Source organism: Mesorhizobium sp. M2A.F.Ca.ET.037.01.1.1 (assembly GCF_003998075.1).
Taxonomy (GTDB): Bacteria; Pseudomonadota; Alphaproteobacteria; order Rhizobiales; family Rhizobiaceae; genus Mesorhizobium.
In genome coordinates this window covers 1-26,147 of the sequence record NZ_RZSA01000001.1, presented here as the reverse complement: position 1 = coordinate 26,147, position 26,147 = coordinate 1, and the positions used below count along the sequence as shown (strand labels likewise).

Below are 26,147 nucleotides of genomic sequence, written 5' to 3'. Positions count from 1 at the left end.
CTCCGGTGCTCAGGTTCTCTGGCCACCAGATACGCACGTCTGCGGTCTTCACCGGATGCGTACCACGCAGGCTCAAGTTGGCGTTTGGAATTGGCAACGCTTCCGGAGCGAAACGTTATGACGAACTGAACGTCAAGGGACTCTCCATCGCTGACCTAATGAGCGTGGAAAGCTCTACGAGGAGATGCTGGACCTCATGGAAGAATCCGGGGAATTTCCGATTCCTGACCCACGGGGCCACTCCCGTCGTGTATCGCACAACGAAGGTGCAGGCGGCAATGCGCCCAGATGGAACCCCACTATATCTCGATTGCAAGCCAGTTTCGGGCTGAGCGACATCTGTGGCTTTCGTCCCAACAAGAAGCGTTCCAGGACCGCTATTCTAAGCCAGAACGATTCGGCGCTCGCGAAATACGTGTAGAGGAGCGCCGCCACTTCATAGGCGCTTACTACATAGCGGACACGGACACCGGTTGCCCGAGGTTATCGGTCCCTGGATGCCAGATTCAATCATTGAATTTGATGCGCAGCATGATGTTGATGCCCCATTCGTTATTAGCGCGCCGGCGGGAACAGTGGGCGCCTCCGCCTTACCCCCATAAGCCGTACCCTCATAGGGCGCGCGAACCGGGCACTGCTTGTGCGGCACAGCTGAACCATGGACGCCTGCCGAGGGTGCCCACCAACCGCAGTTCCCCAGTTGCGAAGCCCTCGAGGCCACCCCGTTTTTATGTTACGCCGTCGCAATCGCCGGGTTCGGCTGTTCGGCCGGAACACCCCAATTGCTCGCCATGGAATGCCAATGCATTACGCCAGACCCGCGGTCTGTTGCGCTGATGAAAGGCTTCGCGCCTGACAAATTGCCTAAGCCCAGCCAAGATTTTAAACAAATCGGCCCCCAGTTTCCGCGAGGGATGAACGTTCAGCAGGTCAACGATTTGGAGCTTAACGGGAAATGGCATCTAAAGCTGTGCTCCGGGTCCTGCAGGCTCACTGAGGATGGGGGAGCGACGCGGCCACAGATGCGATCTTGAGCGTAACGACACCGGGTGTGGAACTCGCAGCCGGATGGCCGGTACATCACGCTTGGCACTTCGCCCTTGAGCTCAATCCTGTTGAGCACTGCGTCTGGGTCCGGTTCGGGATTGGCCGCAAGCAGCGCTTCGGTATAGGGATGGCTTGGCTGATGGAAAATACTCTGCGTCGTGCCGACTTCAATGAAGCGGCCGAGATACATGATTGCCATGCGGTCAGTTATGTGGCGCACTACATTGAGGTTGTGCGTGATTATCAGGATCGCGATGCCTAGTTCGTCCTGCAGGCGAGTGAGAAGATTTAGCACCTCGCCTTGCACCGAGACATCCAAGCCCGCGGTCGGCTCATCGGCGATGATCAAGTCCGGATTGAGCGCTAGGGCGCGCGCCACGCTGACGCGCCTGGCTTGACCACCGGAGAGTTGATGAGGATAGCGGCCAACAAAATCGGCCGGCAAGCCCACCATCCGCAGGAGGCGCGTCGCTTCAGCTCCTAAATCGCGATCCTTCAGCCCATGGATGCGGAAAGGCTCGGTCAAGATCGATCGCACCGTCAGCCTGGGCGAAAGTGAACCGATCGGATCCTGAAACGTCATCGCCATGCGTCGCAAGTAGGGCTTGCGTTCTACCGCACTGAGGTCCGTGAGTTCCTGCCCATCGAAGCTGATGCTGCCGCTCACCGCCCGCTGCAGGCCAATCATCGTGCGAGCGACGGTGGATTTTCCGGAGCCGCTCTCGCCGACAAGGGCCAGCGTCTCACCCTTGTGAATTTCAAAAGAAACACTGCATACCGCGTCGATGAAAGGCGCATTTGTCCCGGTCGCGAGCGCTTTAAGCGGCCCCATCGTGCGGAAGCGGACGCAGAGGTCCCGAACACTGACAAGGGCACTCATGCCGAAACTAGTCGATTTTCTTCGAGCAGATGGCATCGTGCCGTCTGCCCTGGGCTGATCGGGCGATCGACTGGCTGTTCCTCGAGACAGCGATCATATGCCTGCGGGCATCGCGCGCTGAAGATGCACCCCTTCTTCAAGCCCAGGAGGCTGGGCACCTCGCCGGAAATGGTCGGCAATGTGCGTGTGGTTCGTTTAAGCCGCCCCGGGTCGCACTCAAGCAGGGCGCGGGTGTAGGGATGAGCGGGATTGCGGAATATGCTGCGCACATCGCCTTGTTCGACCACTTCGCCGGCATACATGACGACGACCCGGTCGCACAACTCAGCCACAGCTCCAAGATGATGGGATACGAAGAGGACGGAGCAACCGATCTCCCTTTGGAGATTTTTGAGCAGATGGATGATCTGGACTTCAAGTGTCGCATCGAGCGCAGTCGTCGGCTCGTCGGCGATGAGGAGCACGGGTTTTACAAGCAGCGCCATGGCTATACATATCCGCTGACGCATGCCGCCGGAAAAGTGGTGCGGATAGGCCCCGATCCGGTTTTGCGGATCCGGAATTCCGACCCGGTGTAGCATGTCGATGGCACGAGCACGCTTTTCACTCCGGCTTTTTTGCTGGTGGTGCTGGATGTCGATCATCTGGTTCTCAACGGTGCGCACAGGATTAAGCGCAGTCATTGGATCTTGAAAAACCATGGAAAGTCGATCGCCAAGCAGGCTACGCTGCGACTGAGCCGGCATCTTCAGCAGGTCTCGCCCTTCAAACAGGATCTCGCCACCTGTGACATCGGCATTTTCCGAAAGCAGACCCATCACCGTATACGCAAGCGTCGACTTTCCAGATCCGCTTTCGCCGACAACGCCGACCACCTCTGCGGCTGCGACATTAAGCGACACGTTTCGCAGTGCATGAATGCGCCCCTCTGGTGTCCCGAAATCAAGATGGAGGTGACGTATCTCCAGGAGGGGTGTGGTCGATTGCGATGACCGATCGTGTGGTATCATAGATCTTTCCGCAGCTTTGGATCGAACATGTCGCGTAGCGCCTCACCCAGGAATGTGAAGCCCAGCGTTGCGAGGACGATTGGAATACCACCGCCAACCACAAGCCACGGCGTCTGCTGGATGTAATTATAGCCGTCGTTGAGGATTGCTCCCCAATCGGGCGTGGGTGGACGTACGCCCAAACCAAGGAAGCTGAGACCGGCCTCCACCGCGATTACCGCGGGCACGTCCATGCTCACGAGGATGAGAAGCGGGCCGATAACATTAGGCAGTACGTGCACTGCCAGGATGCGCATCGTGCCAGCGCCCAGAGTGCGTTCTGCGGCGATGTATTCACTGTTGCGTAGCGCCTCTGTCTGGGTCCTCACGACCCGTGCATAAATGGGCATAGAGGTGATTGCGATAACAAAAATCATGCTGGCCAGGCTGGGTCCAAGTAAGCCGATAATCGCCAACGCGAAGATGATGCCCGGAAAGGAGCGGATCGTATCGAATAAAAGAAGGAGCAAATTGTCCAGCCACCTCGGTCCGAAGCCTGCGATCAGACCAAGCACGAGGCCGGCTGCCAGCGAACTGCCTAGCGAGGCGAAGGCGACAAGCAGCGGGACGCGGCCGCCCATCATGACGCGCGAGAATGTGTCGCGGCCCAGTTGATCGGTGCCCAGAAGAAAAAGTAGTGACGGGTCCGCCAAGCGCGGCCCCACCATGATGCGGGTCGGATCATGTGTAATGATGATCGGGGCGAAGATCGCGCTTGCGAAAACGATCGCGACCAGCGCGGCTCCAAGGACGCCAAGACGGTTCTTGCGCAGTTGCCGCACCGTCTTACGGAAGCTGCCGGGTGCTAGCTCTGGGCCAGTTTCGCCGCGGAGCGCTTCAAGGCTCGCCATGCTAAAGTTTCTCGCGGGTTCGAGGATCAAGAGAGGCAGCGATCAGATCGGACGCCGTCGTCGCCAAGACAGTAACAACAGTGGTGACTAGCACGGCCCCTATTACGACTGCATAGTTGCGCGTGTTGACCGCCTGTACAATCAAGGCACCGATACCTGGTCTTGCGAAAACGACCTCGATAAAGACAGCTGACGAAAGCAACCACGCTATGCCCACGCCGAGGATCGTCACTGTCGGCAGGATCGCAAGCGGCAGCGCGTAATGCAAAACAATGCGCCATTCGGAAATGCCGAAGGAACGGGCCATTCGCACATGGTTTTCACCCAGGATCTCCATCATGGATGCCCGTACCAGCCGGGAGATGTATCCAACCCAGCCGATCCCGACGGCGAAGGCTGGCAGAATGAGATGAACAAGGCCGTCCAAAAAACCCTGTCCGGCTCCGACTGCTGGTAACCAATGGAGCGTGACAGCGAAGATCAGGAGTGCGTAGACAGCCATGACGAACGAAGGAATCGCGATCGTGGCGACTGCCATGATCGCGACGATCTGGTCGATGACAGAATTACGCCTCATGGCCGAATAACAACCGAGCGGCACCGCAATCGCCACCGCCCACAAAATCGAGACGAAGATTAGTTCGATAGTATAAGGAAGTTGCTCGAATATTATGTCCGCAACCGGACGTTGGCTCAACACATCAAAACCAAGATTGCCTTGCAGCAGCCCTTCGAAGAAAATGACGATCTGCACGGCAAGCGGCTTATCCAGCCCCATCTCCCGATGAAGGTGCGCTATCATTTCAGGCGTGGCGCGGGGACCTAGCAGAGCAACGGCTGGGTCGCCAGGCACCGCATGGATCATCATGAACACAAGGGTCACCGCGATCACCGTAATGGCGACCGCGAGGAAAACGCGTTTCAGTAGATAGATCCACACAGTTCACGCTCAAGCTTAAGCCGGCTGGAAATCGATATATAATGGGGTTCCATCTGGGCGCATCGCCGCTTTCATTCGCGTCTTCCGATATAGGATTGGATTGGTCTCATTGGTCAGGAACCGAAATGCGCCAGAATCTTCCATCAAGTCCTGCATGTCCTCGTAAACCTTTGCCCGCTCGTTGGGATCGTTAATGGACAGTCCCTTAGCGTTTAGCTCGTCAAAGCGTTGGCTGCGGAAGCGTTGCCAGTTCCATATACCCACTTGATCTTGCACGAACCAAGTCACGTAGTCGTACGGATCCGGCAGTCCGGAGAAGGTCATAATAAAGAGCTGCACGTCCTTCCAGCTGTCTCCCTCAGACTCCACGCCGAGTGACCAGAATGTCCCGGGATCTCGGGCATTAACCACCAGAGAAATTCCGACTTGGGACAATTGTGCCTGCACCGTCTGAGCTATGGCTGAAGTCTGGCTGTCGTTTGTACAGTCGAGGCTCAATGTCAAACCATTTACCCCAGCCTTCTCGAGAAGCTCTTTGGCTTTTGAGAGATCACCTTCCGGCGGAACCAGAGTCTTTGCGCGATGCCCAACGATACCTGGAGGAATAATACCCGTGGCCGCAATTGACTGACCGTCATACGCGGTATCTAAAACCTGTGGTACATTGATCGCCCATTGGATCGCCCTGCGGACATTTATGTCCTTCAGTTTGGGATGATCCATGTTCATGCCGATCCATGTATAACGGGTCGATGCCCTTTCCGCGATCTCCGTGTTGGCGGGCGGATTGCTCTTGAACGCCGCGAGAGAGTCCAAACCGACTACGGTGAAATCGACGTCGCCCGCCTGATAAGCACGTTCCGCTGCCTTAGCGTCCGGAATAGGCAGGATACGGATTTCGTCGAAGCCCGGCTTGGGGCCTGACCAGTCCGGATTTCTCGTGAGAAGTGCGTACTGGTTGGGCTTCCAGTCAGCCAGCACGTAGGGACCTGAGAATGCTGGCGGCTTCACACCGAAATTACCGCCGTCCTTGGTGGCTTTCCTTACCGCAGCCTCAGAAACGATTTGGCCGACGGCATAAGGCAGCGGAACAAGCCAAACAGCCGCAAATGGCGCGTTGAACACGATAACACCACTGTAGTCGTCCTCCACCTCGACGTGATTTAACGAGCCCCATTGGGGCTTGATGGGTGAATTGAGCTTGATGACGCGCTCGAAAGAGAACTTAACATCCTTGGCCGTCAGCTCGCCGTAATCGCCACTAAATTTTATGCCTTTCTTGAGGCGAAATCGGATATGCGTGGGATCAACCTGCTCGATCTTGTCTGCAGCCTCTAACTCCCAGCCCCATTCGGTGCCGGGCTTATATCGCGTGAGCTTTGAATAGATACAGTTTGTTAGGTCTACTTCCGCCGCCTGCCCGAGGAAAGCGGGATCCAGCGTGACCAGGTCTCCACTGGAACGCACCTCGAGCACCTTGCCTTCGGCCGCCCAGATGACTTGAGACAAGGGCATGCCAGCAGAGATTATGCCACCGCTTAGCGCGGCTCCTGCCCTAAGAAAGGTGCGGCGGCTTACACTTTGCATCATGTCCTCCATGGCTGTTCCCCTTGCCGAGCGACTTGCCGAGGCGTCTTGCCGTGGCCGCGGCGCCCGCGTTCCTTGCTCGGGTGTGTTTCTCTTTGGAATATACTATGGGGCAGCCAAGCCGCAGGCGGAAAAGATACCGTCAGGCATAAATTCTGTTTATGTCATGAGCTCTCGGCCTAGTTGCCGACGCAGCACTCTTTCCTTCAGAAGTTGCGGAGATGGCGTGAACCTCACTGCTGGTTGGAACGCGTCAATACCTACTATCTCGTTGTAAAAAGCGACATTTGAACCCCGGCCGAGCGGGACCAGTACCGGTCAGTTTAAGTCCCGAGCGAACTCCTTGACGTCGTCTCGTTCAAGTAAAAGCTTGTCGCCTTCCTTCGCCACGATATGTGTCTCGATGCGCCATACGTCGCGCAGCGCGCGGACAGTGGCCGAGAGCGCAATATGCACGTTCCAGTTACCGCGGGCGTACGACTTTTCCCAGTTGGAGGTTCCGCGCGCCGAGCTCGGATCGTCGGGATGCATGGTAAGTGTGTCACTGTGCTTAGCCGAAATGACCATTCCGGTGTGCGGATGCACCACGGTCCCCGCGTCGCTCGCCATCCGGAAAGTTGTCTCGCCCGTGGCTTGGTTGGTGATTACCTCGCGACAGAAAGGTTTACCAGGCTTAATAGTCTCTGTTGCCATCGGCCGAGCACTCTCTGGCTTCAGAAACGGTACAAGTTTGGAGTCTACGGCATTCGCTTTGCGCACCGGCAAGATAAGCCTGCTGGCCGCACAATGTATTGATAGACTTGCCCTCTCTGGACTAGGAAAGACAATAGGCCAATGGCTGGTGGCGATGGCGAGCCTTATGCGTTGCCCTTTTTCAAAGCGTTGCCCGCAAGACCGCAGCTTCAGGCGTATTGCTTCAGCCTTACCGGGCGTCATTGGCTTCAAATCGAGGTCGTCGTGGCGATGGGTCAAATTCAGAATGCCATAGCTCACACGGGTGGCCGAGCCGTCCTTAAACACGAGCGAAAGCGTGGCCGATAGGATTGCCACTGCTTTGTCGGAAGAGAGGGTTACCTCAAGCTCGGGGAAGCCGAGAAGGTCTACCTCCTCCAGAAGAGGCTCGGTTTCGAATACCAAGGCGTTTCCGGCTTCCATGCGCTGGTCGATGGGCTGGTCCGGCACTGCGCCATACGCGCACCAAACACCGGATGATAGCCCCGAAGTGGACGGTGAACAGATCGTAAGAACAGCATCACTGCCATCTCCTTCGGCAAGAAGTCCCGGTGAGAGCGACAGCCGTCTTTCGACAATGCTCGCCGTCGGCCAGGAAGGCTCAGCGATCCAACGGCCTGGCCGCTCGTCGTAGATGGCGGCGGGGGGCAAAGGATCCTGAATCCACGCGCGCAACATCGGCTCGTCCTCAACGCCGGTGTGGATGGCTTTAAGATGCTGGTCCCACCAGCGCAAGCATTCCTGGAGAAAGCCGATGCGAGGCCCGGGCATGGCGATGTGAGGATACTTATGAGCCCAAGGGCCGATCAGGCCTTTGCGAGGTCCCGGCAGGTTCTCGAGCATGCGCAAGATGGCGTTGGGATAGGCGTCCGCCCAGCCACCCACCGCGTAGACAGGAATCTCGATGTTGGAATAGTCCTCGCAGATAGAACCATGCTTGTAGAAATCGTCCCGACGCTGGTGCGCGAACCAGTCTTGCAGCCAGATCCCGTTGCCGTTGAGCCGCTCTTCCCAAATCTCACGCCAGCGTTCTCCCACAAGAGCTGGATCGGGCGGGGTCATGGCAATCGCCCAAGCCGCTGCCCCCCACATCAAATTTTCGCACATAAGCGCGCCGCCGAAATAGTGACATTCATCCCGGTATCGATCGTCGGTCGAACACAGCGAGATTATCGCCTTGAGGGCTGGCGGACGGCGGGCAGCAACCTGAAGGCTGTTGAACCCGCCCCAGGAGATGCCAATCATACCGACACTGCCTGAGCACCATAATTGCTTCGCCAACCATTCGATCACGGCAAGACAGTCGTCCTGCTCTTGTTTGAGATATTCGCCCCTGCAGACCCCTTCGCTATCACCCGAACCGCGCATGTCCACGCGCACACCTGCATAGCCATGCCCGGCGAAGTATGGATGGGTGAGTTGGTCGCGCTCCACAGTCCCATCCCTCTTTCGATAGGGCAGGTATTCGAGGATGGCGGGGACCGGGTCCGCCTCGGCGTCCTCCGGCAACCAGAGGCGGGCAGCGAGCTTTACCCCGTCCGGCATCGGGATCCAGACATTCTCGATCTCGCGCACTTTGCGGGGGAAGTCGGTAACAACGCGGATGTCATCCATGGTCCAATCCTCATATGCGTTCGCGCTTGCCGAACTGCCCTTGAGGTTCAGCAAGAAGGCGGCGGGTAACCTGCTGGAACAAAAGCGGTGGCAGGGATACCCGTGTTCGTCGAAGGGGGACCGGCGACCAAGTTGCGAGCGCCGTCCTCGTCCTCACCTCGAATAGACGACGAGGCTGAAGAGTCGCAGACTGAAAAGCTCGCGACTGGCATAAAGCCGATTCATATCAAACGTTGCGCTCGCTAGCCTTAGTCCCGAGTGACAGGTTTCGCGCAGACTTAGGTCAACTTGGCTCTCGCATGGAGCGCGTCAAGGCTCGGCCCAACACCCGAGCGGCGGGATGTCATGGTGGCGTGAGACCGGTCGCCTCACCGAGCCTAGTTTGCCATCAACTTCCCATCAGCCTATCTGGGGCACCTCTCAGCCTTTAGTGATAGCCCGACAAATCTCGCAATGGAGATCCGTATTCCGCGGTTGCGCAGGATCGTCACGCATCGTCCGGCTATACGACTTTATTTGACTCCGGCCAGCCAGCGGATGTTCTTCCCGCAACCGCGACCGGCCGGCGGATGCAGGCGGATCAGCGGCGGTTAATGCGCCAAATAGCAGGCCATGGCCCGTTTTCCCCAACGAGATCTCTCTCTAAAACCCGAACGTCCAAGTTATCCTTCACGCCACGATTTTAAGCTCTTAGGTGGCTCCGCACCCGACGCACCTGCACCAACATTCCACTCCCCCAAATCGATACGCTTATATTGATTCTGAAGTGACATCTTACTGACGCGGCAGTTAGTCACTTCCAATGAATTATCCGTCGCTCACATACATGTATAGCCGCCATCAACGGACAGGATGGCTCCCGTGCAATAGCTTGATGCAGGGCTGGCAAGAAACAGCACCGCGGATGCAACTTCATGGGACTCGCCCATTCTTCCCAGCGGAGTCTGCTCTAACCATCGATCATACTGAAATGAGCTTTCATTCCTCGGGGAAATTGTCATCTCTGTTGTAACATATCCTGGAGCTACCGCATTTACTCGCACATTATGCTTTGCCCAGGCACAGGCCAGCGACTTCGTCATCATGTGAATGGCGCCCTTACTGGTAATATAGGCGGTGTTGTTCTGTGGCTGCGTCACTATCATGCCGCACATGGATCCGATGTTCACGATGTTGCCCCAGCGACGGGCGATCATGTGCCGGCCAAAGGCCCTCGCACACCAAAATGCAGCATCCGAATTGACCCGCATCGTTGCCAGCCAGTCCGCGTCGGAAGTGTCGAGGGCCTCGGTTATCCGGGCTATACCGGCATTGTTAATAAGGACGTCGATCGGCTGTTCGGCATTCAGTTCGTCGGCGAGCGCCGTAACCGCATCCGGCTTTGCCACATCGATGCCGCGATGACTTGCCGCGATACCGCATGATGCGAGTTTGGCCGCAGCGGCAGCAGCGCTATTCGCGTCCAAGTCCGCGATGACAATTGACGCGCCCGCTTGGCCGAGAGCGTGAGCGATTTCAAGCCCGATACCGCGCCCCCCTCCGGTTACAATTGCACGCTTGCCGGACAGGTCGAATTTCTTCAGATAATCCATGCTGCCTTTGATCCAAGTTTGTATGTTGGCCTCGCCCCAATAAATTGACCGGGATCATGATCCCGATACGGGTGGCGCCCGTTGTTGCTTTTGCGGGTCTGTGCCACTCTGCCGGCTATCATCACTAAAACGGCCCCGCGACACGGATACGGAATGACATTGTCCAGCACCGTCCGACAGGGATCAACATTCTGCCGCAGAAACAACCCGTATAGGCAGCCTGGCCAATTGGCTTGCAATGATAGGCGCCAGCAATTGTCCTGAGAATGCGCAAAAGGATTCGCTGGCCGTAAACCCAGCTTATGTCCAGCCGCTCATGCGCAAGATCGCGAATACGCTACCTTCGCCGGCCATAACGCAAGCGTCTAGTTGCCAAACTTGGACCTCATGCTCAGGCGACCATGCTCATAGGATTTTCAATATAGCTCTTAAATATCTGCAGCAACTTTGCTCCGAGCACGCCGTCCACACAGCGATGGTCGATGGAAAGGGTAACACTCATCACCGTTGCGATGGCCATTGAACCGCTCTTGACGACTACATGCTGTCTGCCCGCACCGACTGCCAGAATCGTAGCGTGGGGGGGATTGATCACGGCAGCGAACTCTTTGACCCCCATCATGCCCATGTTCGAGATCGATGTCGTGCCGCCTTCATATTCTTCAGGCTTTAGCTTGCGATCTCTCGCGCGTTTGCCGAGGTCCTTCATCTCGGCGGAAATGACTTGAAGTGTTTTCTGTTCAGCCTTGCGTATGATCGGCGTGATCAGACCGCCTGCGATCGAGACAGCTACCCCTATGTCGACGTGCTGGTGTTTAAGAATAGCGCCCTCGGTCCAGGAGACATTCGCGTCCGGAACGTCACGCAGCGCAAGCGCCAAGGCCCTTATCACCATGTCATTGACGGACAACTTGTAGACCGGCAGTCCGTCCGCGGCCCTAGGCGCCGCACCGTTGAGTCGGGAGCGCAGTCCTAGAAGCTGATCGATCTCGCAATCCACTGCGACATAGAAATGCGGAATGGTTTGCTTCGAGGTCAGCAGACGACGTGCAATCGTCCTTCGCATCCCGTCGTTAGGTATGCGTTCATATGATCCGCCCTCAAACAGCTTAAGAACAGCGTCGTCCTTGGCACCTTTGCTTCCAGACGACGCTGCAGGAGCAGGGCCTCCAGGCGCGTCGGACCGTTGTCCAGGGGCTGCGGCAACCGAACCAGCTTCAGTCTTTATGGCAAGAACGGCGACCAGGTCCCTGACTTTTAGACCGTTAGCGCCTTCCGGAACGACAATCCTTTCCAGAGTACCGCCGGCAGCGGCCTTGATCTCACCTGTATCGCTACCGCTTGATACTTGAGCCAAAACATCTCCGGCCTTTATGTCGTCCCCCTCGTTGAACATCCATTTTACAATGGTGGCTGCTCCCATATCGGAAACGAAGGCCGGCATTCTGACGTTGATAGGCATCGGCTCTACTGTGGCTTTTGAGGTATCTAGCGGGCTAGCGGTTTGCGGGTTCGGGCTGCTCTGCTTGGGGTACGAAGCGGAAAAATCTTCGAGCTGAACGGATGTTGGGGCTAAGAAGGCTCAAATGCTCACAGCAACAGTCCTCCGTCGATCGCGATCTCCGCCCCGGTAATGTAGCGGCTCTCGTTCGAGAGCAGGAAGAGAACGAGGTCGGCCACCTCGTCGACCGTCCCGGCCCGCTTGAGCGGAATGAGCGCGTACTGGCGCTCTCTGTCGGACGGATCCTCGGCGAGCAGCATGTCGGTTTCCACCCACCCGGGGTGGATAGAATTGACGCGGATTCCTGCTGGCGCAAGCTCTAGGGCCGCGCATTTTGTCATGCCTCGAAGGGCCCATTTCGTCGCGGAGTAGGCCATACAAGTTCGACTTCCGCGCATCCCGGCGACAGACGAGATGTTTACTATTGCGCCACCGCCGGATGCCTCGATCAGAGGTGAGACTTCCCGCATACCGAGGAAGCAACCCAACTGATTCACACGGAAGTGCTTTTCGAAGAGCGCGACGCTCGAATCCCTCATTGGCACGGGTTCATAAATCGCCGCGTTGTTGACCAGACCATGAAGTCCCGTCCCCTCCCCCTCCAGACAGCGGATCAGGCTTCGCCAGTCTTGCTCGCTAGTGACGTCGAGATGCACGTATGACGCTTTTTCACCAATAGTCGCTGCAAGTTGTTCGCCCTGCTCGTCTAGGAGGTCGCCGATGACAACCCGCCCTCCCTCCGTTGCGATTTGGACGGCTTCCGCCGCACCTTGACCTCGAGCTCCACCAGTAATCAAAACCGTCTTGCCTTCGAAGCGTTTGTCCCGCGTCATGGTAGTCCTACAGCAACGAGCAGTTGACTCCGAATACTAACCAATGGGTATGCAGACGTAAGCAGCCAGGAGTGGCACTTAAATCGCCGGAGGTTCTGAAGTTTAGTCAGATAAGTAACGAACCGTGATTCTTTTCTACTGCCCGGTGTTGATGCGACAGATGACGATTCCGACTTCCGTCGCTGACCCTTCATCAACAAGGATTTCGGCAACCACGCCTGCGGTCTCCGCCTCTATCTCAATGTTAGTTTTTTCCGACTCCACTTCGGCTAGAATCTGACCCGGAACGACCGAGGTGCCGACCGAAACATACCACTTCGTAAGATCAACCTCGACCGTCGATGCACCCATCTTCGGGATACGAACTTCAAACATGAGCATAGCTCCTTACGGCTAAGATCGCGTCTTCCAGTTGCTGCGGCTTCGGCAGAACAGCAGCTTCGAGCGCAAGATTGAACGGCATAGGAACGTCAGCTCGCGTGACACGCTTGATCGGGGCCTTGAGAGATGAAAACGCCAGCTCCCCTATTATTGCGCTCAATTCGGCGGCGAACCCACAAGTACGGTTCGTGTCGTCGTAGATTACGACGCGGCCAGTTTTCTTGACGGACTTCAACAGCCCTTCCCTGTCAAGCGGCAAGAGAGACCGAGGATCCCACACTTCGACGCTGATGTTTTTCTCCTGGGCGAGGCGCTCAGCGACAGCTAGAGCCTCGGGCACTAAATGCCCGATAGCAATGACTGTGACATCGGATCCTTCACGCTTAACGTCACCGCAACCGAAAGGGACGGCATAGATTTCCTCCGGCACCGGACCCTTTTGCGGAAGCGACATGGCTGATGCTATGAAAACGACGGGGTCGTCTTCGCGGATCGCCTGGATCATGAGGCCCTTGGCGTCGTAGGCATTCGAAGGGCAAACAACCTTGAAGCCAGCGTGTAGGAGGTACGGATAGGGATTGTCTGAGTGCTGGCCCGCGTTTCCACCCCGCGATCCAGACACCATAAGCGTGTAAGTGATTGGAAGATTTGCTTGACCTCCTAACATCAATCGCATCTTCGCCGCTTGATTGACTAGCTGGTCGAATGCGACGTAAATCAGTGAGGGAACTTGAAACTGAACGATTGGGCGCAAACCGGCCAAAGCCGCCCCCGTAGCGAAGCCGGTGAACGCTGCCTCGGAAATGGGTGTGTCGAGTACGCGGAGATCGCCGAAAGCGCCATGGAGGCCTTTCGTCTCACCGCGAATTCCACCTCGAATGTCCTCCCCGATAATCATGACACTCTCATCTGCCCCCATGGCCTGATGGTAGGCTTCGTTCATGGCCTGAAGAAATCTCAGCTGTCTCACGGCTCTACTCCCCATGCCGGAGTGTTCGGATACGGCACGGCATACATGCAATCGAGAGCCTCGGCCGGGTTCGGCGGGGGGCTGCTCCTAGCGAACTCGACGCCCCGATCGATCTCAATGTTGACCTCGGCATCGATAGCTTCAATGTCTTCTTGAGCGCACAAGCCACTTTCCATCATACGCGCCGCCCAGATCTTGATAGGGTCCCGCAACTTCCAGCGATCGACTTCCTCTTGAGATCGATAGTTCATCTTCATGTGACGCTCGCCTGTATAATGCCCAAAGTAGCGATAGGTTTGACACTCAATGAACGTTGGGCCTTTGCCGGTCCGAGCGCGTTCCGTAGCAGTGAGAGCAGCGTGATAAACGGCCTCGACGTCCATGCCATCGACGCACACACCAGGCATTCCGTAGGATTGGGCGCGAACGTAAGGGTCTAGGATCGTGACTTCTTTGAGAGGCGTCGAGATCGCGTACTGATTGTTCTCGCAGACGAAAATGACAGGAAGATCCCAAATCGCCGCGAGGTTCATCGCCTCGTGGAGGACCCCTTGGTTGATTGCTCCGTCGCCGAAGAATGAAACAGCAACGCGGTTTTCGCGAGCAGCTTTGAATTTGTGAGCCGCACCACAGGCTATAGGGGCTCCAGCGCCGACGATACCATTCGCCCCAAATATTCCAATCCCGACGTCAGCAATGTGCATGGATCCGCCGCGACCCTTATTGTATCCGCCCGTTCGCGCGAGCAGCTCAGCAAACATTCTGCCAACGTCGCCGCCCTTCGCCAGTGTGTGGCCATGCCCTCGATGGGTACTTGTGACGATGTCTGAAGTCGTGAGTGCGCCGCAAATACCAACCGCAACCGCCTCTTGCCCGCTGTACTCGTGACATACGCCGGCGATCTCGTTGTCATCGACTAGGGTGACGACCCGGTTCTCAAACTGCCTGATACGCGCCATGTCGTAATACAAGCTTCTCGCGAATTGAGCAGGCATAATGTTAGACGTCGACGCCTCTATTTTGTGTTCCAAGTTGATCTACTCCGGTCAAACCCGTTGTCGATGTGGCTACTCGATACCTATCGCCGACCAAGATTGTCGCGGCACGCAAGCCCAGAATAACTCTTTTCGAATAAACCATATTCCGGGCGTCTCGTAGACTGAAAGGATGGCGTCGGGTATAGACCTGATTGATATCAAGCCTCACAATCTTCACCCGAGGTAATCGCTTCTCGCCGTGGACCGGTGGCCGCGCATGAAGTACGAGAACGCGGCCAGCGAACTCAACGTGACGCGTTAAGATCCGCACATGACAGAACCTGAAAGGCAACTGTAGCAGTGCCGCGAACCGGGTTCCTCCCTATGCAGCAGCGGCGTGAACTGACCGCCCAGTTCTGTCCACCCAACTTTTACTGCCCGGATCGGCTGACGCGCCGGCGGTTGGCTTCGCGATAGGCCTGCTTAAAAGGCTTCCAATTGAGAGGCCGTCTCTCTCAAAGGGAGCTGTAGAGAGGATTTAACGTTTTCCAGTGTGTAAGCAAATGCAGTGGGCCTATCGAAGCGCCAATCCTTGTTGGCATACCCTCCAGAGCCCTCTTTAGGTTGTCCGCGGTGATCACCGAGCCTGCGTAAAGCCAGTTGGCCAAGTCAAGCATGGCGTCATATGCATCAGTTCAGTCGCGGTGCCGCAGGCATCCTTGAAAATCCTGATGCGGTAGTCGCGCGAAATCGCGTCTCACACTGTCGTTTCCAAACAAACCTCGCTTAAGCTCCGAACATTATAAGATGGTCCGCATTCAATCGGCGCAGCAAAATCTCCAAATTCGTGTTGTAGAACGCGCTGGGACGCTGCTTTCGTACAAGGCTAGCTTCCGGTTTCAGGTCCACGATGAATCTCGGCAGCCTGCCCGACGCTATGTGATGGGCGTCCGCCGTTCAAAGCCTCGTGACGTAGCGCGTCTACTCCTCTTGGATCATACCAATTCTGTGTATAGACAATAGGCAGCCCCGCTGCACGGCATGCATCGGAGAGCTGTCTTGGCACTCCGCAGCAGCTCTTCTCGATTGTAGATCGACCATGCCCCATCCGCTTCGATGCAGTCATGTAAATCCACCGCAATGACTACAGTGCGCTTGAACTGATCGGGCAACGTCATGTCGAGAACCTTTCCCCTTGTTCATAATTTACCCAAGGACATCTTCAAACAGCCGCGAGTCGTGATAGAAACGCTCCGAGGTCGATCGTGCCGATGCATGGGCGCACCTTCAATTGTCCGTCCAAACGGCTATTTGCCAATGAGGGCACGGAATGCGCAAGCAACCACGCCGCAATCGCGATTTGAATGCCACTTCCTGGTCAGATGGTTCAATTCTCAGGCCTGTTCGAAGAACTCTACTGCAATCAGCCGCTCTTTATTCCAGACGCTAGTGCTTTGACAGGCGAAAGATTGCTGCCCGACATAGACCATCTTCATGACAAGCTTAAAGCCGCTCGTAGGAGCATTCAATTTTTGCGCTGACACGATGCCCGCAGCGAGGGATCGCGAAAGTCCATCCCATACGCGCCTGGAAAGGGGGAGCCTAACGACCGTACGCGGCCGGCCCGGGCAGCATTAGTCCGAACGGCACGAGAGGAATAGCGGAACGACGTCCACAGGTTCTGCAGTCCTAGAGCAGTTCGCATTTAGGTTGACTTATAGCCTGCGCTTTCCATGTAGTTGTTGCATTCGTTTGGGCTGACCTGGGGTGTGGGCGATGGCGTTGTGATCGTTTGGCGGCACGGTCGGATGCAGTGCTTGAGCTTAGCAAACAGCTTCTCGATTGGATTGAGATCTGGACTGTAGGGCGGCAGGAAGAAGAGCCGCGCCCCAGCAGCTCTGACGATATCGCGGACGGCTTGGCCTTTGTGGGAACCGAGATTGTCGAGAATGACGATGTCCCCCGGCTTCAGGGCTTTGATGAGCTCGGTTGCGACATAGGCACGGAGGGCCTGCGCATTGATAGGGCCGTCAATGACCCAAGGCGCCTCCAACCCGATCATGGCGTAGCGCGGCGATGAAGGTCATGGTCTTCCAATGGCCATATGGTGCGTGGGCCATCAGCCGCTTGCCGCGCACACCCCAGCCGCGCAATGGCGCCATGTTTGTCTTGACCCATGGTTCATCCAGGAAGACCAAGCGCGTAGGGTCAATGCGGGTCTGGTAGCGCATCCATTGCGCTCGCCGGCGCATCAGCTTGGGCTTGAACTGCTCGGCCGGCAGAATGGGTTTTTTAAAACTCTTGCCCTCGCGATGCAGGAAGTGACCGACGCTCGCAGGGTGGATGATGAGACCACGTTCAGCCAGTGCCGCCGTCAACTGATGAAGCGTCACGTTGGCATCTCGCTCGACCTAGCCCAGGACGAAAGCACGATGCTCCCATCGATCAGATAGGGCCGGTGACCGCCCATCTTGCCAGGTGCCGCACTGCCAAGGCGACGCTTGCGCGCCGCCCACTTGATCACGCTCGACACCGCCACCCTCAGAGCCGCAGCTACCTCACGGCTCGTCTCGCCCTCTTCAAGTCGGGCCAGTGCTCGCTCCCGAAGATCCATCGAATAAGCCTTCGTCAGTCCCGACCTCCAACGGTCAGAACATCAAATCTGATTTGCTCATCCTTGGGAATCCCGAATCAGATAAAACGCGAACTGCTCTAGTGGTGTGATGGGATCGCAAAAAGCTTTCGCCCGAGGGACTTGGACATAAAGTGGGTTTAAGACTAGCGAAACCTTTTGCGCATTCTCAAGGCTATTGCCCGCGCCTATCATCAGCAAGATACAAATCCGGCACGCCTTCTTAGACGGCGGGGCCACGAGTGTTTTAATGCGGGACGCCGGTCGTTCCGCTATCGCGGGCGAGGCTCTGAATGGACACTGACGTTCCCGCAAACCGACGCCGCGGAGGCCGGTCTTCGGTGGTTGCGGCACGGGAGGCTGAAAGAAGGCCGCGTGTCTCGACTATCAAGTACGGAATTCGACCTGTGGAGGCCGTCAACGCCGAACAGCTTGAGCGCATTCATCAGGCTTCGCTGGCGATCCTACGCGAGATCGGGATCGAATTCAGAGATGAGACAGCGATCAGGCAGTGGAAAGAGGCGGGGGCGGATGTCCGTGAACACCGCGTTCGCCTCGAGGCCGACATGGTCATGGATCTCATCTCCAAGGCCCCTTCCCGTTTTGAAATGACGTCTCGCGATCCGTCACAGCGTTTCGAGATCGCGCCAGATACAATGACTTTCGGCGTCATGCAGGGTGCGCCAAACATCCGCGATCTTCAGGGCGTGCGGCGCGCATCCACGATCGAGGATCTCCGGAACATGAACCGGCTGACCCAGATGCTGCCCGGTTTCCATATCGCGGGCGGGTTCACCTGCGAGCCGACCGACATCGCCGTGCCATGGCGCCATCTGCACATCAATCATTCGAGCCTGGTGGAAACCAACATGCCTTTCTTCGGTCTGACGACCGGAAAGCAACGTGCCGACGACTCGATCGCGATGGGCCAGATCGTGCATGGCAAGGCATTCATGGATCAGAACGCGGTGATGATCGGTCACGTGTCGGGCAACTCGCCGCTTGTCTGGGATTCGACCATGCTGGAAGGGCTTCGCGCCTTCGCCGACGCGAACCAGGTCGTGCTGCTGTCTCCATTCGTGCTCGGCGCCGCCAACACTCCCGCCGACATCCCCGCCACGATCGCCCAGTTGAATGCGGAGGCGCTCGCCGCGCTGGCCTATACTCAGCTTGCCGCGCCAGGCGCCAAGATGATCTACGGTCAATATTCCGTCTCGGTGTCGATGCGCAGCGGCGCCCCCATGTCCGGCATGCCGGAAGTTACTCTGATCAACGCCGTCATCGGACAACTGGCAAGGCGCTATAACGTGCCGTGGCGAACCACTGCGTCTCAATCCTCCGCCAAAACCTTCGATGCCCAGTCCGGTTATGAATCAGCCATCGCCTACATGTCCGGCGCCAGCGCCTGCTCCAACCTTATGATGCATGCCGGCGGCTGGGATGAAGCCGGTCTGGTGTGCTGCATGGCGAAGTTCATCGCCGATGCTGAACAGAACCTGCTCATCGAGAAATACGCGCGGGGCATATCATTCGAATATTTCGAGGATGCGCTCGAAGCCGTCCGCCGCATCGGACCCGGCGGCCACTATCTCGGAGATTCCTTCACGCTCAAGCGCTTCAAGGACGCGTTCATCGCGCCGGAGATCCTCGACTACCTAAGCTACGAGCAGTGGAAGGTCAAAGGTTCCAAGGACATGGCACAGCGCTGCAGGGAGAAGGCGACAGCAATCATCGCGAGCTACGAGCAGCCGCCGATGGACCCTGCCGTCCGCGAGGAACTCGATGCGTTTGTGGCGAAACGCCAGGAGGATATTTCCCCGAGCCTCGCCTAAGTCCAGCCAGGCGCCCATGAATAAATGGACCGGGAACAATAAAATTAGGGAGAAGAAACATGGCGTTTTTCAGAAGCAATGGGGATCGCGTTCCAGCTTCCATCGATAAGATGGCGAGCGAGGTCAAAGCAGGCACGATGGACCGGCGTGAGTTCCTTGCGCTTGCAAGTACATTCGGCGCCTCGGGTGCGATGGCCTATAGCCTGATCGGCGTGGCATTTCCCCAATCGGTGCGCGCCGCTGAACAGAAGAAGGGCGGAATTCTGCGCGTCTCAATGCCCGTCAAGGCGCAGAAAGACCCGCGTACCTATGACTGGGTGGAACTTGCCAACATCTCTCGTTGCTGGCTGGAGCCGCTCGTCCGTTACACACATGAGTTCACGTTCGAACCTGTTCTGCTGGAAAGCTGGGAGATCAATGAGGACGCGACGGAGTATGTCTTCCACGTCCGGAAGAGCGTCACCTGGAACAACGGCGATACATTCGACGCCGATGACGTAATCTTCAACATAACCCGGTGGTGCGAGAAGGGCGTCTCGGGCAACTCGATGGCCGCTCGTGTCGGGGGGCTTATCGATGCCAAGAACGGCAAGGCGAGAGATGGAGCGATCGTCAAGGTCGATGATTATACCGTCAAACTCGAGCTAAGCGACCCCGACATCGCCATAATCGCGAATTTCACCGACTATCCCGGGCTGATCGTCCACCCCAGTTTCGATGCCGGCGGCGCCGACCCAGTCACGAAGCCGATTGGGACGGGTCCATTTGAACTGGTATCCTACTTGGTCGGCAGCAAGGCTGAAGTCAAACGCCGGCAGGATGGCAAGTGGTGGGGCGGCGAGGCGTTGCTCGATGGCGTGCAGTTCGTCGATTATGGGACCGACTTCCAGGCGACGGTGGCTGCTTTCGAGTCCGGGGAGGTCGATCTCAATCTGGAGACTCCGGCTGACTTCATCGACATTCTGGACAAGATGGACCTGGTAAAATCGGAAGTCGCAACGGCAACGACGCTCGTGTGCCGCACCAACACCGCCCACAAACCATATGACGACAAGAAGGTCCGAAACGCGCTGCAGATGGCGGTCGATAACAACGCTGTCCTTCAACTCGGCTATGCAGGGCGGGGAACGGTCGGCGAAAACCATCACGTCAGCCCAATTCATCCGGAATATTATGCTCTGCCCAAAAAGAGCCGGAACGTAGAGGGCGCGAGGAAACTCATTGCTCAATCCGGACATACAGACTTCGAGCATGAGTTGATCTCGATCGACGAGGATTGGCAGAAAAACACCGGGGACGCCATCGCGGCCCAGCTGCGCGAGGCCGGTTTCAAGGTCAAACGTACTGTGCTTCCGGGTTCGACATTCTGGAATGACTGGTCAAAGTACCCATATTCGCTGACCGTCTGGTACATGCGCCCCCTCGGCGTTCAGGTTCTTGCATTGGCCTATCGCACTGGCGAAGCCTGGAATGAGACCGCTTATTCAAACCCCGAGTTTGACGCCAAGCTCAAGAAGGCCTTCTCCGTGAGTGACGCTGCCGAGCGCAAAGAGTTTATGAAGAACATCGAGGACGTGTTGCAGGACTCCGGAGTGATCATCCAGCCGTTCTGGCAAAGCCTCTTCGGTCACATGAACAAAAAGGTCCAGAACTACGTAATTCACCCGACGTTTCAAATGGATCTGCAGAACGTCTGGCTCGCCGCCTGAAGGCTCCAGTCGAGCACGCCGACTGGAGGGCAGGCCTGGTCCGGAGCGTGGTGTCCAGATGGACGTCGTCGGGTGAACAGGACGGTGAAGTCTGGACGATGGCACCATGAAGCAGGGAGAACTGCGCATCTGTCGGTAACGGTGCGACCTGCTCAGGAATAGAAGAGTAGCTCTACCTGCCGTAGGGCCTTGCGGAATCCGGAGCACCTATTGCACACAACTAACTTTAGCGCGACGCCGCGATATTCCCCTGGACCCTGGTGGCGTAGCAAGTTTTCGAGCGAGAAAGCTTCTGGAGAACAGCAACATGGGTAAGTGCGGAATACTAGATCCTTTTGAGTGCGGGGTAATCCCTCTCGCTGATTGGATGACTATCGGGCTGCGCTGGGTTGTTGATCACTACAGGCCGTTCTTTCAATCGGTCAAGGCGCCCTTCGACCTTCTACTGCAGTGGTTCGGCATAGCGCTCCATTCGGTTCCTCCGGTCGTGATGATCATCGTTGCGGGCCTGGCGGCTTGGCAGTTCGGCGGACGGAAGGTCGCCGGGGTTATCGTCGGCGCTCTCATCTTTATGGGTCTCATCGGCGTCTGGCAGGACGCCATGACGACGCTTTCAATTGTGCTGACTTCGCTCGTCGTAGCGGTGATGCTTGGCATTCCGCTCGGTATCTGGGCGGCGCGGAGCGAGCGAGTATTTGTGGTGATGCGTCCGATCCTTGACGGGATGCAGACCATTCCAGCGTTCGTCTACCTGGTTCCCATTGTGATGCTCTTCGGTATCGGCAACGTGCCGGGCGTGATCGTTACGGTAATTTTTGCGGTTGCGCCGCTGATCCGCCTTACGAACCTCGGCATACGGCAGGTACCGGAAGAGGTGATCGAAGCCATGCGCGCCTTCGGCGCTACGGAGCGTCAGCTTCTGTGGAAGGCTCAGCTGCCGCTTGCGCTACCCACCGTCATGGCCGGCATCAACCAGACGCTGATGATGTCGCTATCGATGGTGGTCATCGGTTCGATGATCGCTGTTGGTGGACTGGGCCAGACGGTGCTGCGCGGCATAGGCCGTCTTGATGTGGGTTTGGCGACAGTCGGGGGCCTGGGCATCGTCGCGCTGGCCATCGTGCTGGATCGCTTCACGCATTCGCTGTCGACACAGAAGCGAAGGCCGGGCGAGCTCTGGCATCAAGGTCCGGTGGGACTTTTCAGGGCCGTCACCTTAACAACTAGTCACAGAAGCTGAGCAATTTGCTCACACAGGGAGGAAACGATGAAGATAAAATGTGTGGCGCTGGCCATGGCCGTGATGGCTGGCTATGCGGTGCCGGCAATGGCAGATCAGGTCATGCCGGCCTGGAGCGGAGCGACAGAAGAGCTGTTCCAGACATTTGTCGTGGATGAGGGTCTCAAGGAGCTCGGCTATAACATAGCTGACCTGACCCAGGTTCAAGTTCAGCTGGCGCATACCGCTGTAGCTAACGGCGATCTCACCTTTTATGCGGTGCACTGGGTTCCGCTTCACGACACTTTCTGGAAAGCATCAGGCGGCGATGAAAAGCTGATGAGCGTCGGCACCCTAATCAAGAACAGCCTGCAGGGCTATCTGATCGATAAGAAAACGGCCGACGCCACTGGCATCAAGTATCTTGAGGACCTCAAGGATCCCGAGAAGGCCAAGCTTTTCGACATCGACGGGAATGGAAAGGCAGACCTCTACGGTTGCGAACCGGGGTGGGGCTGCGAACGCGTGATCGAGCATCAGCTCGACGCCTATGGCCTGCGTGATACCGTCGAGGAAAAGCAAGGCGGCTATTTCGCCATCATTCCTGACGCGATCGAACGCATCAAGGCTGGCAAGCCGACACTGTACTACACTTGGACGCCGCTGTGGGTATCTGCCATTCTCCGCCCAGGCAAGGAGGTTGTCTGGCTCAACGTCAAGAACACCTCTCTTCCTGACGCGGAGACCGGCAACACAGTTGTTGAAGGCCTCGGGAATCTTGGCTTCGCCGTGAACGACCAGAAGATCATCGCCAATACGACTTGGCTGAAAGCCAACCCGAAAGCCAAGAAATTCTTTGAGCTCGTGCAGATCCCGATTGCGGACGTCAACGCGGAAAATCAAAAGGTTGCCAATGGTGAAAAGAGCAACGAGCAGATCATGAAACACGCAACCGACTGGATCGCCGCTCACCACGCTGATTGGGAAAAGTGGATCGCTGAAGCCAAGGCCGCCAAGTGAGGCTCTGAGGTTTAAATCGGCCGGCGGCATCCGCCGGCCGATTACGGTCTGAAGATAGGCACAACACACTATCGAGAGTTCCGCACATGACTATACCCGCCATCGTCTGTTCCGGCTTGTGGAAAATTTTCGGGACGCGCAAAGGGAAAGCCCTCGCGGCGGCCCGCGATCGCGGGTTCAGCAAGAGGCAAGTCCTTGAAGAATTCGATTGCGTTCTGGGTGTGGCCGATGTGTCCTTCTCGGTCGAGCCCGGCGAGATCTTTTGCATCATGGGGCTGTCCGGCTCAGGGAAATCGACGCTTGTCCGCCATCTCAATCGGCTGATCGAACCAACCGCAGGCGAGGTTCGGATCGGCGGAAATGCCATCAACAAACTTTCGCCGTCTGAACTCCGGACCCTTCGCTCAGAGACGGTCGGCATGGTCTTCCAGCACATGGCGCTGCTGCCGCACCGCACCGTCTACGACAATGTTTCCCTCAGTCTCGAACTCCGAGGCAAATCACGCAAGGAGTGCCGCCGCGTGGCGGAAGAAAACCTCAAGCTCGTTGACTTGAGCGGTTGGGGCGAGCGTTACCCGGACGAGCTCTCGGGCGGGATGAAGCAGCGGGTGGGGCTTGCCCGTGCCATGGCGGCAGACCCGCAGATCCTGTTACTGGACGAGCCGTTCTCAGCGCTCGACCCGTTGATCCGCCGCCAACTCCAACAGCAGTTCCTAGACCTCGCGAAGGTCGTCCAGAAAACAACGGTGTTTATCACACACGACCTCGACGAAGCCATTCGCCTGGGCGATCGTATTGCGATCATGAAGGATGGTAAGTTCGTTCAAGTGGGAACGCCGGAAGACATCGTAACCGCGCCCAAGGACCGCTATGTCGCTGATTTCGTCTCAGGCATTTCGCTGCTCAATCTCGTCACTGCCAGGAAGATCATGCAGCCGCGGGACAGCATAGCGACGCTTTCTGAAAAGAAATTCCAAGCGCTCCCCCGCGTGCAAACCACTGACAAGCTCTCCGCTGTGATCAGCACCGCTGCGGATGGCGGCGATCTGATCGCAGTCTATGACGGCAGCGAGCCGGCGGGCGTCGTCACCCGGCGCGCCCTGTTTTCAGGAATTCAAGGCGTGATATCGAGCCCCAAGGCCGTGAGTGGTTTGAAATCGGGAAAAATTTGCCAGTACGGGGGCAGCTCTGCCCCCTCAATCCGCCCAACAAGCTCTGGAAGATCAATCGATATGGACACAGCTGCGCTCTCTGCTCACAGCGACGAAGGCAAGAAATGAGCGAACCGACCTTGTCCCGTGCTTAGTAGAAGTGCTCGCGCAGTGCCCCGGCGCCCTGCATGCTGAACAGTCTGAAACTACTTTCGTGAAGGACCCCGCCGTCGCCCTTTCGCGGCGATGACTTACGTTCCGCCCGGGCGATCCACGCGCGGTGGACGCAACGGGCTTTAAATCCGCACGCCCATTTTACCACCGCCGATCTGACACATTTAAATTGGTCCTATTGAAGACTTGCCACCCACCCACGGCTGTGGTCGATCGTAGGGACCGGTACTGAGGACGTCTGCCTACAAGGCCTTGAGCCGCTCCACCGCGGTTAGGGCTGATATCTCTCGGGCCTTGGCCAGCATCACTACTTTCAAGGTCTCCCAACAAGAGACGGCATTGGGGATACGGACACCTAGACGCTTGACGTATAATTGCTCGCGTTACGTATCGAAGCTGCATCCCTTGCGAAGACGCGTTGCGCAGCTATCCACTCATTCCTATAGGTGTTTGTAACTCAGGCCCGCACTTTTTCAGCCTTCGGATCGTACATCGGCTTCAACGATGCTTCCGCCGCGAAGCGTTCGCCGGCGATTTCGATCTCGTAGGATGAAGCCAGCACATCGGCCTCGCTCTCGCCCCGGCATGGCACATAACCCAGCCCTACCGCGCCGCCGAGGTGATGGCCGTAATTGCCTGATGTGATCGGACCGACGATCTTGCCGTCGCGCAGGATCGCCTCGTTATGGAAGAGCAGGGGCTCTGGATCCTTAAGCCGGAACTGGACGAGCCGGCGTGACAGGCCGGCTTCCTTTTTGCGCAGCACGGCATCGCGGCCGATGAAGTCGCCCTTGGCGGTCTTCACCGCGAAGCCGAGGCCGGCCTCCAGCACATTGTCCTCGTCGGTGATGTCGTGGCCGAAATGCCGGAAAGCCTTTTCGATGCGGCAGGAATCCAGCGTGTGCAGGCCGCAGAGTTTCAGGCCGACATCGGCACCGGCCTCGTCGATCGCTTCGAAAACGTGTGCTGCCTGGTCGGTCGAGACATAGAGTTCCCAGCCGAGCTCGCCGACATAGGTGACGCGGTGGGCGCGGGCCAGGCCCATGCCGATCTCGATCTCCTGGAATGTGCCGAACGGATTTTTCTCATTGGAGAAATCGTTCGGGCTGACCTTCTGGATCAGCTTTCGCGCATCCGGACCCATGAGACAGAGCACGCTTTCGGCCGCCGTTACGTCGGTGACGACAACGAACTGCCCGCCGACATGGCGGCGCAGCCAGGCGAGGTCACGCTGCAGCGTGGCGCCTGGGACGACGAGGAAGAACGCCGTCTCCGACAGGCGCGAGACCGTCAGGTCGCTCTCGATGCCGCCGCGTTGGTTGAGCATCTGGGTGTAGACGATCTTGCCCGGCGCGACGTCCATGTCGTTGGCGCAGAGCTTCTGGAGGAAGGCACAGGCGTCGCGCCGGTCAAGATCGTCTACACCCAGATGCTCAACCAACGCGGCGGCATCGAG

General features: G+C 57.4%; 18 protein-coding genes and 1 pseudogene. 5 read left to right on the top strand and 14 right to left on the bottom strand.

The features are described 5' to 3' along the window. Window positions 1-922: 922 nt before the first annotated feature. From EOA27_RS00100 to EOA27_RS00035, 13 genes and pseudogenes are all read right to left on the bottom strand, one after another. Complete coding sequence (locus tag EOA27_RS00100; RefSeq protein WP_126080637.1) at window positions 923-1,927, bottom strand: ABC transporter ATP-binding protein; 1,005 nt, start codon at window positions 1,925-1,927, stop codon at window positions 923-925. Further along, window positions 1,924-2,937 (bottom strand): ABC transporter ATP-binding protein, encoded by a 1,014-nt coding sequence (locus EOA27_RS00095; RefSeq protein ID WP_126080636.1) that lies wholly within the window; start codon window positions 2,935-2,937, stop codon window positions 1,924-1,926. Before EOA27_RS00095 ends, EOA27_RS00100 begins: the two co-directional genes overlap by 4 nt. Next, the gene (locus EOA27_RS00090) at window positions 2,934-3,827 is read right to left on the bottom strand and encodes an ABC transporter permease (protein WP_126080635.1); all 894 of its coding nucleotides are present in this window, start codon (window positions 3,825-3,827) and stop codon (window positions 2,934-2,936) included. The genes EOA27_RS00095 and EOA27_RS00090 overlap by 4 nt, the downstream gene beginning before the upstream one ends. Window position 3,828: 1 nt before the next feature. Beyond that, window positions 3,829-4,767: an ABC transporter permease gene (locus tag EOA27_RS00085; protein ID WP_126080634.1), complete on the bottom strand. Its 939-nt coding sequence runs from the start codon at window positions 4,765-4,767 to the stop codon at window positions 3,829-3,831. A gap of 15 nt (window positions 4,768-4,782) precedes the next feature. Next, the gene (locus tag EOA27_RS00080) at window positions 4,783-6,366 is read right to left on the bottom strand and encodes an ABC transporter substrate-binding protein (protein WP_126080633.1); all 1,584 of its coding nucleotides are present in this window, start codon (window positions 6,364-6,366) and stop codon (window positions 4,783-4,785) included. A gap of 306 nt (window positions 6,367-6,672) precedes the next feature. After that, window positions 6,673-8,700 (bottom strand): CocE/NonD family hydrolase, encoded by a 2,028-nt coding sequence (locus EOA27_RS00075; protein ID WP_126080632.1) that lies wholly within the window; start codon window positions 8,698-8,700, stop codon window positions 6,673-6,675. Window positions 8,701-9,518: 818 nt separating this feature from the next. Beyond that, entirely contained in the window at window positions 9,519-10,292 is a 774-nt protein-coding gene (locus tag EOA27_RS00070) for an SDR family oxidoreductase (protein ID WP_126080631.1), read from the bottom strand. Window positions 10,293-10,683: 391 nt separating this feature from the next. Next, the gene (locus tag EOA27_RS00065; protein ID WP_126080630.1) at window positions 10,684-11,754 is read right to left on the bottom strand and encodes a 2-oxo acid dehydrogenase subunit E2; all 1,071 of its coding nucleotides are present in this window, start codon (window positions 11,752-11,754) and stop codon (window positions 10,684-10,686) included. A gap of 128 nt (window positions 11,755-11,882) precedes the next feature. Beyond that, window positions 11,883-12,626, bottom strand: coding sequence for an SDR family oxidoreductase (locus EOA27_RS00060; protein ID WP_126080629.1), 744 nt, complete (start codon window positions 12,624-12,626; stop codon window positions 11,883-11,885). A gap of 135 nt (window positions 12,627-12,761) precedes the next feature. Beyond that, window positions 12,762-13,001, bottom strand: coding sequence for a biotin/lipoyl-containing protein (locus EOA27_RS00055; RefSeq protein WP_164762741.1), 240 nt, complete (start codon window positions 12,999-13,001; stop codon window positions 12,762-12,764). Continuing rightward, window positions 12,994-13,950, bottom strand: a complete 957-nt coding sequence (locus EOA27_RS00050) for a transketolase C-terminal domain-containing protein (protein WP_206516850.1) — start codon at window positions 13,948-13,950, stop codon at window positions 12,994-12,996. Before EOA27_RS00050 ends, EOA27_RS00055 begins: the two co-directional genes overlap by 8 nt. Before the next feature lie 23 nt (window positions 13,951-13,973). Further along, window positions 13,974-14,948, bottom strand: a complete 975-nt coding sequence (locus EOA27_RS00045) for a thiamine pyrophosphate-dependent dehydrogenase E1 component subunit alpha (protein ID WP_210214129.1) — start codon at window positions 14,946-14,948, stop codon at window positions 13,974-13,976. A gap of 1,711 nt (window positions 14,949-16,659) precedes the next feature. Then, window positions 16,660-17,586: pseudogene (locus EOA27_RS00035) on the bottom strand (IS630 family transposase). A 293-nt stretch (window positions 17,587-17,879) separates the two neighbouring features. Between EOA27_RS00035 and EOA27_RS00030 the strand changes: the two are divergent. From EOA27_RS00030 to EOA27_RS00010, 5 genes are all read left to right on the top strand, one after another. After that, window positions 17,880-19,418 (top strand): trimethylamine methyltransferase family protein, encoded by a 1,539-nt coding sequence (locus EOA27_RS00030; protein ID WP_126080626.1) that lies wholly within the window; start codon window positions 17,880-17,882, stop codon window positions 19,416-19,418. Window positions 19,419-19,477: 59 nt separating this feature from the next. Then, window positions 19,478-21,127, top strand: a complete 1,650-nt coding sequence (locus EOA27_RS00025; protein WP_126080625.1) for an ABC transporter substrate-binding protein — start codon at window positions 19,478-19,480, stop codon at window positions 21,125-21,127. Window positions 21,128-21,494: 367 nt separating this feature from the next. After that, complete coding sequence (locus EOA27_RS00020; RefSeq protein ID WP_245466464.1) at window positions 21,495-22,367, top strand: ABC transporter permease subunit; 873 nt, start codon at window positions 21,495-21,497, stop codon at window positions 22,365-22,367. Window positions 22,368-22,394: 27 nt separating this feature from the next. Further along, window positions 22,395-23,366, top strand: coding sequence for a glycine betaine/L-proline ABC transporter substrate-binding protein ProX (proX, locus tag EOA27_RS00015; RefSeq protein ID WP_126080623.1), 972 nt, complete (start codon window positions 22,395-22,397; stop codon window positions 23,364-23,366). An 86-nt stretch (window positions 23,367-23,452) separates the two neighbouring features. Further along, on the top strand, window positions 23,453-24,646 hold the full coding sequence (locus EOA27_RS00010) for a betaine/proline/choline family ABC transporter ATP-binding protein (protein ID WP_126080622.1): 1,194 nt from the start codon (window positions 23,453-23,455) through the stop codon (window positions 24,644-24,646). A 502-nt stretch (window positions 24,647-25,148) separates the two neighbouring features. Here EOA27_RS00010 and EOA27_RS00005 read toward each other — a convergent pair. Continuing rightward, the coding region (locus tag EOA27_RS00005; protein ID WP_145970230.1) for an aminomethyltransferase family protein at window positions 25,149-26,147 on the bottom strand (999 nt) is incomplete at its 5' end.